General features: G+C 68.5%; 12 protein-coding genes. 9 read left to right on the forward strand and 3 right to left on the reverse strand.

The features are described 5' to 3' along the window. Positions 1-27: 27 nt before the first annotated feature. The gene (locus AB0I34_RS26820) at positions 28-651 is read right to left on the reverse strand and encodes a hypothetical protein (protein WP_360449971.1); all 624 of its coding nucleotides are present in this window, start codon (positions 649-651) and stop codon (positions 28-30) included. Between the two features lie 310 nt (positions 652-961). Between AB0I34_RS26820 and kdpF the strand changes: the two genes are divergently transcribed. From kdpF to AB0I34_RS26850, 6 genes are read left to right on the forward strand one after another with little or no spacing between them, the layout of a single operon-like run. Continuing rightward, a complete protein-coding gene (gene kdpF / locus AB0I34_RS26825) occupies positions 962-1,051 on the forward strand; it encodes a K(+)-transporting ATPase subunit F (protein WP_130442715.1) in 90 nt (29 codons plus the stop codon). After that, positions 1,051-2,712 carry a potassium-transporting ATPase subunit KdpA gene (gene kdpA / locus AB0I34_RS26830; RefSeq protein WP_360449974.1) on the forward strand — a complete coding sequence of 554 codons (1,662 nt, stop codon included), beginning with the start codon at positions 1,051-1,053 and terminating at the stop codon, positions 2,710-2,712. Before kdpF ends, kdpA begins: the two co-directional genes overlap by 1 nt. A gap of 50 nt (positions 2,713-2,762) precedes the next feature. Beyond that, complete coding sequence (gene kdpB / locus AB0I34_RS26835; protein ID WP_360450217.1) at positions 2,763-4,799, forward strand: potassium-transporting ATPase subunit KdpB; 2,037 nt, start codon at positions 2,763-2,765, stop codon at positions 4,797-4,799. A 13-nt stretch (positions 4,800-4,812) separates the two neighbouring features. Next, complete coding sequence (gene kdpC, locus AB0I34_RS26840) at positions 4,813-5,442, forward strand: K(+)-transporting ATPase subunit C (protein ID WP_360449977.1); 630 nt, start codon at positions 4,813-4,815, stop codon at positions 5,440-5,442. Positions 5,443-5,454: 12 nt separating this feature from the next. Further along, positions 5,455-8,028, forward strand: coding sequence for a DUF4118 domain-containing protein (locus AB0I34_RS26845; protein ID WP_360449979.1), 2,574 nt, complete (start codon positions 5,455-5,457; stop codon positions 8,026-8,028). Continuing rightward, positions 8,025-8,702 (forward strand): response regulator, encoded by a 678-nt coding sequence (locus AB0I34_RS26850; protein WP_360449982.1) that lies wholly within the window; start codon positions 8,025-8,027, stop codon positions 8,700-8,702. Before AB0I34_RS26845 ends, AB0I34_RS26850 begins: the two co-directional genes overlap by 4 nt. A 114-nt stretch (positions 8,703-8,816) precedes the next feature. Here the strand turns inward: AB0I34_RS26850 and AB0I34_RS26855 are convergent, their stop codons facing one another. Next, positions 8,817-10,652: an APC family permease gene (locus AB0I34_RS26855; RefSeq protein ID WP_360449984.1), complete on the reverse strand. Its 1,836-nt coding sequence runs from the start codon at positions 10,650-10,652 to the stop codon at positions 8,817-8,819. Between the two features lie 160 nt (positions 10,653-10,812). Between AB0I34_RS26855 and AB0I34_RS26860 the strand changes: the two genes are divergently transcribed. Then, the gene (locus tag AB0I34_RS26860) at positions 10,813-11,655 is read left to right on the forward strand and encodes a hypothetical protein (protein ID WP_360449986.1); all 843 of its coding nucleotides are present in this window, start codon (positions 10,813-10,815) and stop codon (positions 11,653-11,655) included. Between the two features lie 63 nt (positions 11,656-11,718). Here the strand turns inward: AB0I34_RS26860 and rpmG are convergent, their stop codons facing one another. Then, entirely contained in the window at positions 11,719-11,886 is a 168-nt protein-coding gene (gene rpmG / locus AB0I34_RS26865; protein WP_360449989.1) for a 50S ribosomal protein L33, read from the reverse strand. A 74-nt stretch (positions 11,887-11,960) separates the two neighbouring features. Between rpmG and AB0I34_RS26870 the strand changes: the two genes are divergently transcribed. Together AB0I34_RS26870 and AB0I34_RS26875 are read left to right on the forward strand one after the other, a co-directional pair. Then, complete coding sequence (locus AB0I34_RS26870; protein ID WP_360449991.1) at positions 11,961-13,064, forward strand: GTP-binding protein; 1,104 nt, start codon at positions 11,961-11,963, stop codon at positions 13,062-13,064. Further along, on the forward strand, positions 13,061-13,309 hold the full coding sequence (locus AB0I34_RS26875; protein ID WP_360449994.1) for a type B 50S ribosomal protein L31: 249 nt from the start codon (positions 13,061-13,063) through the stop codon (positions 13,307-13,309). The genes AB0I34_RS26870 and AB0I34_RS26875 overlap by 4 nt, the downstream gene beginning before the upstream one ends. The last annotated feature ends 4 nt before the right edge of the window (positions 13,310-13,313 follow it).

The following is a 13,313-nucleotide window of genomic DNA, read 5'->3' on the forward strand; positions in this document are numbered from 1 at the left end:
GCGGACCGTCAGACAGGAACTGCTCGGCTAGGCCCAGGTTTCGGCGTGGGTGGCTACGCCGTTGGGGGCGATCAGTTCGGTGACGACGTCCTCGGCGTCGGCGTCCAAGGGCTCGAACGGGAGCTCGGGTACGACGTACGCGCGGGCGCCGGCGACCATCTCGATGCCGGGGAGCTCGAACCAGGCCTCGCCGACCTCGCGGCTGATCTCGTAGATCGCCTGCTCGGCCGAGTCCACCGGCTCGTCCTCGCCGCCGTCGTCCAGTTCGGCCGGGTGCCGTTCCTGCGCCGCCCGGCCGGCGTCGAGCAGCGCGTCCAGGTCGACCACGCGCAGGTCGAACCGCGACACCACGCTGATCACCTGATCCTGCTCGGCCTCGTCGTCGTCCTCGTCGTCGACCGCGTCCTCCAGCAGCAGCGGCGCCGTACCGGTGTGCTCGAAGACCGCGTCGTTCCAGCCCTCGACGAGTTCCTCGAGGGCGGCGTTCTGCTCGTAGAGCGCGGACTGCTCCTCGGCGCCGGTCATCGCGAGCAGGGCGTCGGTGTGGGCCTGGAGGCGCTCGGCCAGCCGGCGGCTCGCCTCGGCCAGCGCCTCCCGGGTCTGCGCGGAGAAGAACTGCTCTGCGGGGGCGGTGATGTCGACTTCAGTCACGTGCTGTTCTTCCCTTGTCTGTGCGTGGGGCTGTGCCCGGATCTGGGATTGCCAGGCGTAAGTATGCGGACAGAACGGCCACGGGCGAAGTCCGGTCCGCACTACGTTCCTGTGAGAAGCCTGTGAGAGCTGTGAGAGCGGGTGTGAGAGGCCTGCGAGAACACTCCTGAGCAGGCAACGAGCGGTGTCCAGTGGCTTCATGAGCACTTTAGCTGTGAGGCGGCGCCGTCATGTCTGACGTCATCTATCTCGCCGTCACCGTCGTCGTCTTCGCGGCCATCTGGTACGCGCTGCGTGGAGTGGAGAAGCTGTGAGCGCCGAGAACATCGCCGGCCTGGTGGTCGCCGCGGCCCTGGTCCTCTACCTGGTCGCCGCCCTGATCTTCCCCGAGAGGTTCTGATGTCCGACACTGCGGCCGGCCTGTTGCAGGTCGGCTTCCTCATCCTGTGCCTGGCGGCTGTCTACCGGCCGCTGGGTGGCTACATGGCCCGGGTCTACTCGTCCGACAAGGACCTGCGGATCGAGCGGGCGACGTACAAGATCTTCGGCGTCGACTCGAAGGCCGATCAGACCTGGGGCGTCTACGCCCGGTCCCTGATCGCGTTCTCCGCGCTCAGCCTGATCCTGCTGTACCTCATGCAGCGCCTGCAGAGCCATCTGCCGCTGTCGCTCGGCCTGCCGAACGTCGAGTCGGGACTGGCGTTCAACACGGCGGCGTCGTTCGTCGCGAACACGAACTGGCAGTCGTACTCGCCCGAGGTGACGATGGGCCACCTGGTCCAGTTCGCCGGCCTCGCGGTGCAGAACTTCCTGTCCGCGGCCGTCGGCATCACCGTCGCGGTCGCGCTGATCCGCGGCTTCGCGCGGGCCAAGACCGACCGGCTCGGCAACTTCTGGGTCGACCTGACCCGGACCACGCTGCGGGTCCTGCTGCCGATCGCCATCCTGGGCACCCTGGTCCTGGTCGCGATGGGCGTCGTGCAGAACTTCTCCGGCGGCCACGAGGTGACCTCGGTGGTCGGCCAGACCCAGACCATCCCCGGCGGTCCGGTGGCCAGCCAGGAGATCATCAAGGAGCTGGGCACGAACGGCGGCGGCTTCTACAACGCCAACTCCGCGCACCCGTTCGAGAACCCGAACGGCCTGTCGAACCTGTTCGAGATCTTCCTCGAACTCGTCATCCCGGTTGCCCTGACCCGGACCTTCGGCCTGATGATCAAGGACAAGCGGCAGGGCTACGCGATCCTCGGCGTGATGGCCACGCTCTGGGCCGCCTTCACCTTCTCGGCGACCTTCTTCGAGAACCAGGGCGCCGGTACGGCGACCCAGGCCGCGGGTGCCGCGATGGAGGGCAAGGAGACCCGCTTCGGCGAATGGGCCTCCGCACTCTTCGCCACCACGACCACCGGTACGTCGACCGGTGCGGTCAACTCGGCGCACGACTCGTTCACCCCGCTCGGCGGCGGTACGGCGCTGTTCCACATGATGGTGGGCGAAGTCACCCCAGGCGGCACTGGCACCGGCCTCTACGGCATGCTGATCCTCGCCGTGCTGGCGGTGTTCGTCGCCGGACTGATGGTCGGCCGGACGCCGGAGTACCTGAAGAAGAAGATCACCGCGCGCGAGATGAAGCTGGTCTCGCTGTACATCCTGACGACTCCGACCGTCGTACTCGTCGGTGCTTCCCTGGCGATGGGGCTGGCGGTGGCGCGGGCCTCGATCTTCAACACCGACAGTCCACACGGCTTCTCCGAAGTGCTGTACGCATTCACGTCGGCCGGTAACAACAACGGCAGCGCGTTCGGCGGTCTCAGCGCGAACATCCCGTTCTACAACACCGCCCTCGGGCTGGTGATGCTGCTCGGCCGGTTCGTCCCGATCGTGTTCGCGCTGGCGCTGGCCGGATCGCTCGCCCAGCAGCAGCCGGTGCCGGTGACCCAGGGCACGCTGCCCACCCACAAGGCCCTGTTCGTGACGCTGCTCGTCGGCACCGTCCTGATCGTGACCGGCCTGACGTATTTCCCCGCTCTTACTCTCGGACCCCTCGCGGAGGGACTGTGACCACGCTAGTGAAGACCCCTTCCCCGGGTGCCAAGAACGACACCGGGAAGGTGGAGAAGAAGGCGGCGTCGGGTCTGTTCGACCCGAAGATGCTGTTGACATCCCTGCCGGACGCGCTGCGCAAGCTCGACCCGCGGGTGATGGTGAAGAACCCGGTGATGTTCGTGGTCGAGGTGGGTGCGGTCGCATCGACGATCTTCGCCTTCACCGACTCGAGCGTGTTCGTCTGGTGGGTCGTGGTGTGGCTCTGGCTGACCGTGATCTTCGCCAACCTCGCGGAGGCCGTCGCCGAGGGCCGGGGCAAGGCCCAGGCCGAGACGCTGCGCCGGGCCAAGACCGAGACCACCGCACGTCGGCTGCTCGGCGACCGCGAGGAGCAGGTCCCCGCGACCCAGCTCCAGCTCGGCGACCTGGTCGTCGTCGAGGCCGGTCAGATCATCCCCGGCGACGGCGACGTCGTCGAGGGTGTGGCAAGCGTCGACGAATCGGCGATCACCGGTGAGTCGGCGCCAGTCATCCGCGAATCCGGTGGTGACCGCAGTGCGGTCACCGGCGGCACGAAGGTGCTGTCGGACCGGATCGTCGTGAAGATCACCACCAAGCCCGGTGAGAGCTTCATCGACCGGATGATCGCGCTGGTCGAGGGCGCGTCGCGGCAGAAGACGCCGAACGAGATCGCCCTGAACATCCTGCTGGCGAGCCTGACGATCGTGTTCCTGGTCGCCACGGTCACGCTGCCGACGTTCGCGGCGTACGCGCACACGGATCTGAGCATCGTCATCCTGGTGGCGCTGCTGGTCTGTCTGATCCCGACCACGATCGGCGCACTGCTGTCGGCGATCGGTATCGCCGGCATGGACCGGCTGGTGCAGCGCAACGTGCTGGCGATGTCGGGCCGCGCGGTCGAGGCCGCGGGTGACGTGAACACGCTGCTGCTGGACAAGACCGGCACCATCACGCTGGGCAACCGGCAGGCGTCGGAGTTCATCCCGGTCCAGGGCGTGACCGACACCGAGCTGGCCGATGCGGCCCAGCTGTCCAGCCTCGCCGACGAGACGCCGGAAGGACGGTCGATCGTCGTACTGGCGAAGACCGGCTACGGACTGCGCGAGCGGCACACCGGAGAGTTGCCGCACGCAACCTTCGTCGAGTTCACCGCGCAGACGCGGATGAGTGGTGTGGACGTGGACGGCCGGCAGGTTCGCAAGGGTGCGGCCGGTGCGGTGAACGCCTGGATCCACACCCACGGCGGCACCGCCGACCCGAAGCTGGGCGACATCGTCGACGGCATCTCCGCGTCCGGCGGTACGCCGCTGGTCGTCGCCGAGAGCGTGAACGGGACAGCCCGGGCGCTCGGGGTCATCCACCTCAAGGACGTGGTCAAGGAAGGCATGCGGGAGCGGTTCGACCAGATGCGCGCGATGGGCATCCGGACCGTGATGATCACTGGTGACAACCAGTTGACCGCGAAGGCGATCGCCGAGGAGGCCGGGGTCGACGACTTCCTGGCCGAGGCGACGCCCGAGGACAAGATGGCGCTGATCAAGAAGGAGCAGGAGGGTGGCCGGCTGGTCGCGATGACCGGTGACGGGACCAACGACGCCCCCGCGCTCGCCCAGGCCGACGTCGGCGTGGCGATGAACAGCGGGACGTCGGCGGCCAAGGAGGCCGGCAACATGGTCGACCTCGACTCCAACCCGACCAAGCTGATCGAGATCGTCGAGATCGGCAAGCAGTTGCTGATCACCCGCGGCTCGCTGACCACGTTCTCGATCGCCAACGACGTGGCGAAGTACTTCGCCATCCTGCCCGCGCTGTTCGCGGCGGCGTACCCGGGGCTGGACAAGCTGAACATCATGGGCCTGCACTCGCCGGAGTCGGCGATCGTGTCCGCCGTCGTGTTCAACGCGCTCGTCATCGTGGCGCTGGTCCCGCTGGCCCTGCGTGGCGTCCGCTACAAGCCGTCGTCGGCCTCGGCGATGCTGCGGCGCAACCTGCTGGTGTACGGCGTCGGCGGCCTGATCAGCCCGTTCATCGGTATCAAACTCCTGGACCTGGTGATCTCGCTGATCCCCGGTCTGCGTTGAGAGGTAGTTGTTCATGGCAAGCAATCTGCCCGGCTCGGTCCGGCAGTTCGGGGTCGCACTGAGGGCACTGCTGTTCTTCACGGTGCTGCTCGGTCTCGCGTACCCCTTGGTGATGACCGGTGTGTCCCAGGTGGTGTTCCACGGCAACGCGAACGGTTCGATCGTTCAGGTCGCAGGCAAGGACACCGCCTCGGACCTGATCGGCCAGGCGTACACGCAGGACAGTGGGAAGAAGGACGCCGACGGCAACGCGATCATGGTCGCGGACCCGAAGTGGTTCCAGACCCGGCCGTCCGCGGTCGACTACGACGGGAAGGGGAGTTCGGCCTCGCAACTCGGACCGAACAACTCCGACCTGCTGGCGATGGTCGAGGAACGGCGCAAGACGGTCGCGGCGCTGGAGGGTGTCCAGGAGTCCCAGGTCCCGCCGGACGCGGTGACGGCCAGTGGCAGCGGCCTGGACCCGGCGATCAGCCCGGCGTACGCCGCTCTGCAGGTCAACCGGGTCGCGCGGGAGCGTGGCCTGGATGTCGCCAAGGTCCAGCAACTGGTCAAGGAGAACACCAAGGGCCGCGCCCTGGGCTTCCTGGGTGAGCCGTACGTCAATGTCGTCACGCTGAACAACGCGCTGGCGTCGAACTGAGATAGTCGAAGTATGAGTAAGAGCGGCCGTGGGCATCTGCGGATCTACCTGGGTGCCGCGCCCGGCGTCGGGAAGTCCTACAAGATGCTGGGCGAGGGTCAGCGCCGGCTGACCCGGGGCACGGACGTCGTGGTCGGATTCGTCGAGACCCACGGCCGCGAGCACACCGCGGAGATGCTCGAAGGACTGGAGATCGTGCCGCGGCGGATCATCGACTACCGCGGCGCCAGTTTCACCGAGATGGACCTCGACGCGGTGCTGGCCCGGCGGCCGGAGGTGGCGCTGGTCGACGAACTGGCGCACACCAACGTGCCGGGCAGCCGCAACGAGAAGCGCTGGCAGGACATCGACGAGATCCTGGCCGCCGGGATCGATGTGATCTCGGCGGTCAACATCCAGCACCTCGAGTCGATCAACGACGTGGTCGAGAAGATCACCGGCGTACCACAGCAGGAGACGGTCCCGGACCGGGTGGTCCGGGCCGCCGACCAGATCGAGCTCGTCGACATGACTCCGGAGGCCCTTCGCCGCCGGATGGCCCACGGCAACGTCTACTCGGCGGACAAGATCGATGCTGCCCTGGGCAACTACTTCCGGGTCGGTAATCTGTCCGCCCTGCGCGAACTCGCACTGTTGTGGCTCGCCGACCGGGTGGACGTGGGCCTGCAGCAGTACCGTGCCCAGCATGACATCGACTCGACCTGGGAAGCCCGGGAACGTGTCGTGGTCGCCCTCACCGGCGGCCCCGAGGGTGGGACCCTGATCCGGCGTGCCGCCCGCATTGCCGCCCGGTCCTCCGGTGGAGACCTGCTCGCCGTTCACGTCGCCCGCTCCGACGGGCTGACCGGCGCCGACCCGAAGCGCCTCGCCGAGCAACGCATTCTGGTCGAGAGCCTCGGTGGTACGTACCACCAGGTCGTCGGCGACGACGTGCCGGCCGCGCTGCTGACCTTCGCCCGGGCCGAGAACGCGACCCAGCTGGTGCTCGGCGGCAGCCGCCGGTCCCGGTTCGGCGCGCTGACCGGTCCAGGGATCGGTACGTCGACGATCCGTGACTCCGGCGACATCGACGTTCACATCGTCACCCACTCGCAGATGGGCCGTGGCCGGCTGCCCCGGTTGCGCGGCAGCCTGTCCACCCGGCGCAAGGTCGAAGGGTTCGTGCTGGCCGTCGTACTGCCGCCGCTGCTGGCCCTGCTGCTCGGGTTCGGCGGGGACAGTCTCAACCTGACCAGCAACGTGCTCGCGTTCCTGCTGGCTGTGATCGTGGTCGCGCTGGTCGGTGGGTTGTGGCCGGCCATGGTGACCGCTGTCGGTGGGACCGTCGTACTGAACTACTTCTTCACGCCGCCGACCCGCACATTCACGATCGCCGAGCTGAACAACGTGCTCGCGCTGGCGATCTTCGTGCTGGTCGCGGCGATGGTGAGCTCGGTCGTCGACCGGGCCGCCCGCCGGACCAGACAGGCAGCCCGGGCGGCAGCCGAGTCGGAGACCCTGGCGACCTTGGCCGGGTCCGTGCTGCGCGGTGAGACCGCGCTGCCGGCGCTGCTGGAGCGGGTCCGGGAGGCCTTCGGGATGACGAGCGCCTGCCTGATGGAGCGGGTCGACGACGACGAGCTGACCGAGGTCTGGCGGCCGATCGCCTCGGCTGGTACGCCGACGTGTCGCCGACCCGAGGACGGTGACGCTGAGATCCCGGGGCGGGACGACCTGGTCCTGGTGCTGCAGGGCCGGCAGCTCGCGGCGGACGAACGCCGCCTGGTCGGTGCGTTCGCGGCCCACGCGGCCGCCCTGGTCGACCGGGCCAGGTTGAGCGCGGCGGCCGCCGAGGCCAAGCCGCTGGCCGAGGCGGACAAGCTCCGTACGGCGCTGCTGCGCGCGGTCGGCCATGATCTTCGCTCCCCGCTGGCCTCGGCGAAGGCGTCCGTGACGAGCCTGCGCAGTGACGATGTCGACTGGAGCGAGTCGGAGCGGGCCGAACTGCTGGAGACGGCGGACGAGTCGCTGGACCGCCTGTCGCGTCTGGTGGACAACCTGCTCGACCTCAGTCGCTTGCAGGCCGGCGTACTGCCCGTCTTCACCCGGCCGATGGCGCTGGACGAGATTGTGCCCGGCGTACTGGCCGAGCTCGGTGACCAGAGCGAGAAGGTCACCGTCGACATCCCGCACACGTTGCCTCTGGTAGAGGCCGACCCGGCGCTGCTGGAGCGGGTCGTCGCGAACCTGCTCGCCAACGCGATCCGGCACTCGCCGGTCGGCCGCGCGCCGTTGATCACCGGCAGTGCCCTGGGCGACACGGTCGAGATCCGGGTGATCGACCGCGGACCGGGCATCCCGCGCGAGGACCGGGATCGCGTGTTCGCGCCGTTCCAGCGACTGGGCGACACTGACAACACGGTCGGCGTCGGTCTCGGGCTGGCGCTGGCGCGTGGCCTCGCCGAGGCGATGCACGGCACCCTGCAGCCCGAGGACACTCCGGGTGGTGGGCTGACGATGGTGGTCTCGATCCCGACCGCGAACCTGCGGCCGGCCGACGCGCCGATCCCCGGATCGCGCGAACGCTCCGAGCCGGAGGCCTTATGACCAGGGTGCTTGTTGTCGACGACGAACCGCAGATCGTGCGGGCGCTGCAGATCAACCTGAAGGCCCGCGGCTACGAGGTGCACCTGGCCGGCAGCGGTACGGCGGCTTTGAAGGTGGCGGCGCAGCACCCGCCGGAACTGGTCATCCTCGACCTGGGGTTGCCGGACTTCGACGGCGTCGACGTGATTCGCGGCCTGCGTGGCTGGACCGAGGCGCCGATCCTGGTGCTGTCCGGCCGGACCGACAGCACGGACAAGGTCGAGGCGCTGGACGCCGGCGCGGACGACTACGTGACCAAGCCGTTCGGGATCGACGAGTTGCTGGCCCGGATGCGCGCCGTACTGCGGCGCAGCAACATCGCCCAGGACGAGCCGGTGGTGACCGTCGGCGGGATCCGGGTCGACCTGTCCGCGAAGCGCGTCACCCTGGAGACCGGTGAGGACATCCGGCTCACCCCGACCGAGTGGCACCTGCTCGAGGTCCTGGTCCGGCACCCCGGCAAGCTGATGTCGCAACGCCAGCTCCTGACCGAGGTCTGGGGCCCCGGGTACGAGAACGCGAGCGGCAACCTGCGCTTCTACATGGGCCAGCTCCGCCGCAAACTCGAAGCCGACCCGGCCCGGCCGAAACACCTCCTCACCGAACCAGGCATGGGCTACCGCTTCGAGCCGTGATCCGTACATAAGGACAGGTAGTAGTCGGCCAAGTGGCGGCCGGCCAGCTGTGCTCAGGCGGCCGACCGGATATACGTAGACGACTACGTCCTGTCCTTCGGTACGGATCACACGTCAGCTGGTGCGGCTGATGGTGACCAGGGTCGGGTGCTGCGGGAGCAGAGCCTGATCGTCGTCGTGGATGCGGAAGCGCATGCGGCAGACGACGGCGTTGGTGTCGCGGCGGAGGGCGTGGGCGAGCATGGCGCCACGGTGGTTCTGCAGCAGGCGTTGCCAGAGGTGCTCGGGTTCCACCTCGGGGATCAGCACGAACACCGTGTCGATCTGGGTGTGCCGGACGTACTTGATGATCGCGTCGGTCAGCCGGCGACGGTCATCGGCCAGAGCGACCAGCGGTACGCCGGGACTCCAGCGCTCCCAGTCGGCGATCAGCCGGTTGAACGCCCGTGCGTCGTCCGGATCGCTCGCGTTCACGGCGTGCACGGCGACCACGTCGTGGCCGAGCCCGGACGCCACCGAGATCGCTTCCCGGGTCAGCTTGCTGACGCCGTTGACCGGTACGACGACCCGCGACCGCCGCGCGGCGGGGAGGTCCGGCACCCGGCCGAGCTCGAGCCGTTCGCCGATCCGCCGGTAGTTGCGCTGCACGATCTGCATCAGCAGTACCAGCGCGGGCAGCGTGACCGCGATCAGCCAGGCGCCTTCGGTGAACTTCGACGCCGTGACCACGATCGCGGCCACACCGGTCAGGATCGCGCCGAAACCGTTCAGCGCCAGCTTGAACTGCCAGCGGGCGGGACGCGAGTGCCACCAGTGCCGGACCATGCCGGCCTGGGACAGCGTGAAGCCGACGAACACGCCGATCGCGAACAGCGGGACCAGGGTGTTCATGTCGCCGCGCGCCGCGATCAGCAGCACCGCCGACACCAGCGTCAGGAAGCCGATCCCGTAGCGGTACACCTGCCGCTGCCCCCGCAGCTTGAAGACATGCGGCACGAAATGGTCCTTCGCCAGCAACTGCGCAAGCACCGGGAGTCCGCCGTACGACGTGTTGGCGGCGAGCGCCAGCAGGACCACGGTGGATGCCTGGACGACGTAGTACCCGAAGCCGTGGCCCAGCGCGGCGTCGGCGAGTTGGGACAGCACCGTGACGCCGTCGACCGGCTTGATCTCGAACTTCTTGATCAGTACCGCGAGGCCGATCAGCATCGTCGCGAGCAGAACGCCGAGTGCGAGCTCGGCCCGTTGGGCCAGGATCACCCGCGGTTTGCGGAAGCTCGGGACGGCGTTCGCGATGGCCTCGACCCCAGTCAGTGCCGCGCAGCCGTTCGCGAACGCCTTCAGCAGCAGGAGAACACCGATGGTGTGAATCTGACCGGCCTGCTCCGCGCTCGTGGTGGTGACCGCGGCTTCGCCGCGGAGCAGACCGGCCAGAATCACCGTCAGGATGGCCGCCACGAACACGGCCGTCGGCAGGACGAACATCCGCGCGCTGTGCGCGACGCCCTTCAGGTTGACCGCGGTGACCAGGGCCAGGACCGCGAGCGCGAGCCAGACCCGGTAGCCGTACAGTCCCGGGACGGCGGACACCAACGCGGCGACCCCAGCCGCGACCGACACGGCGACGTTCAGCACGTAGTCGATCACCAGCGACGCCCCGGCGACCAGGCTCGCGCGCCGTCCGAGGTACTTCTTCGCGACGCCGTACGATCCGCCGCCGTTCGGGAAGGCGGCGATCACCTGCCGGTAGGACAGGACCAGGACGAGCAGCAATGCGGCGATCGCCAGCGTCACCGGCAGGGTCAGCCCGATCGCGGTCGCACCGCCGAGGGCGAGCACGAGCACGATCGCCTCCGGCCCGTAGGCCACCGAGGCCATCGCGTCCAGCGACAGCGCCGCCAGACCACCGATCACTCCGAGCCGATGCCGTTCGTCCGAGGTGACAGTCACCCGCTCACTCTCACGCCCCGCGGCCGCTCCGACACCCGGCCCTCATGACATCCTCACAGCCCCGGCGTGAACTCCAACAGCCGCCTCACGCGGTCAGTACGCGGCAGCGGATGTCCGTTTCGTTCAAGACCGAAGGCTGGTTCTGCGGGAAGGTAGAGCCATGGACACCTTCACCGCTGGTCGTGATTTCGTACGCCGGGAGGCCCGGCTGGTCGAGAATCGGCTGTTCGCCGCTGTCTTCGAGGACGCCGATCCGCAAGGGGTGGTCGAGGCACTGCGCGGCTATCAGAACGCCGACGGCGGCTTCGGCCACGGACTCGAGCCGGACAAGCTGGTCCCGGACAGCCTGTCGCTGGACGTGGAGGTGGCGTTCAACACCCTGCTCGCCTCCGGCGCCCGCGACGACGAGATGGTTCGCCGCGCGGTCGACTGGCTGGCCGCGACCGCGACCGCCGACGGCGCGGTCTCGCTCTGCTCGCCGGCCATCGAGGGGTATCCGCGCGCCGAGCACGTGTCCGAATGGACGTACCAACCCAGTGTCAACCCGACCGCGGGCCTGGTCGGGCGGTTGTACAAGCTCGACTTCGAGCACCCGTGGCGCGAACACGCAGGCGCGTGGTGCGCGGCTCAATTGGCCGAGGCTCTCCCCGAGGACGCCCACGGGCTGCACGAGGCGCTGGAGTTCCTGGAACACACCGACGACGTCGACCTCGACCGCGTCCGCGAGTGGCTGCCGAAGCTCCAGCACTTCCGCGCCGACGCGGCGGACCCGTCGTACGGCGTGACTCCGCTGCACCTGGCGCCGACGCCCGACAGCGTCTGGCGGCCGCTCTTCGACGACGCACAGATCGAGGCCCACCTCGACCGCCTGATCGCCGACCAGCAGCCGGACGGCGGATGGGCGATCACTTGGGAGCCGCCGAGCCAGGCCGCCACCCTCGCGTACCGCGGCATCCTCACCGTCGGCGCACTCAGCACACTGAAGGCCTACGGCCGGCTCTGACCGGCCCTTGAACGCACGACGGCCCTCCACGAAATTCGTGGAGGGCCGTTGACGTTTGTGTCGTTACCGCTCTTCGCGGAAGTCGACGTGCTGGCGAACCGCCGGGTCGTACTTGCGCATCACCAGGCGGTCGGGGTTGTTCCGCCGGTTCTTCCGGGTGACGTAGGTGAACCCGGTCCCCGCCGTACTGCGGAGCTTGACGATCGGGCGGAGGTCGTTGCGCTTGGCCATACTGGTTCCTTTCCTACCGGCGCAGCTCAGGATAATTTGGGCTGGTTATCGTTTTCAACAAGACGGGACGCTGAATGATTCCGGTGACGCTGCTGACGGGCATCGACGAGCCGTTCCGGGCCGCCGTGGCCGGCAATCTCCTGGCCGCCGCGGGCCAGGCCGGCGTGCTGGTCGAGTACGACGTCAGCGACCTGGCCGGTGGGTCGGTCGTCCGGATCGCGCGGACCGCGGACGGGGTGATCGACCGCGAGGTGATCCGGATGGATCACCCGTGCGTGTCCTGCGCGATGCGCGACTCGCTCGTTCCGCTGCTGGTCAGCATCGCCGCGGTCGAGCGGTACGACGTCGCGATCGTGTCCGTCCCGGGCGCCGGGGACACCAAGGCGCTGGCCGCTGAGATCGCTCGGGACGCGGCCGGGGACCTGCTCACGGTGTCGATCATCACGACGATCGACGCGGCCGGTGTGGTCGGCGACCTGACCGGGGAGCAGTTGATCCAGGAGCGCGGCATCCCGACCGCCGCCGAGGACGGCCGGGCGATCGCCGAGGTGATCGTGCGTCAGGTGGAATACGCGGACGCCGCCGTACTGAGTGGCGATGACGAGACGGCTCGAGCGCTGGTACAGGCTGTCAACCCTCGGCTACTCATCCGGACCACACCGGCCGGGCTGCTCGGCGTACGCCTGCATGATCCGGACGCGGCGACATCGACGGAGCCCGGTGCGATCAGTGCGCCGCTGGAGGGTGGGTCGGTGCAGACCTTCGTCTGGCAGTCGGCCAGGCCGTTCCACCCCGAGCGGCTGTACGACGCCCTCGAGGATCTGGTCGCCGGTACGGCGCGCGGCCGGGGGACGGTGTGGATCGCGACCCAGCACCGTCACCGGCTCAGCTGGGACAGTTTCGGCACGAACATCGCGATCGGGGTGCTGGGTCCATGGCTGGCGGATCTGCCGGCGGACCGGTGGTCCACGGTCGGGCAGCAGCACCAAGCCCGCTCGGCCCTGGAGTGGCACCCCGAGCACGGCGACCGGGCGTCGTACCTGTCCTTCACCGGCATCGGTCTGGACGTCCGGGAATTACGGGAGCGCCTGGATGGTTGTCTCTTTCGTGCGGATGAACCGGTCCACCCCTTGACCGATCCGTTCGCCCCTTATCTGGAAGGAAGTGCGGCAGCATGAAGAAAGACATCCACCCCGACTACCGCCGGGTCGTCTTCCGGGACAAGTCCGGCAACTTCAGCTTCCTCACCGGGTCGACGCGCGAGAGCAACGAGACGGTCGAGTGGCACGACGGCAACACCTACCCGGTGGTCGACGTCGAGATCTCGTCCGCGACGCACCCGTTCTACACGGGCCAGCAGCGCGTGATGGACACCCAGGGCCGGGTGGAGAAGTTCAGGCAGCGCTACGGCCAGAAGAAGTAACTCT

Source organism: Kribbella sp. NPDC050281, assembly GCF_040655855.1.
Taxonomy (GTDB): Bacteria; Actinomycetota; Actinomycetes; order Propionibacteriales; family Kribbellaceae; genus Kribbella.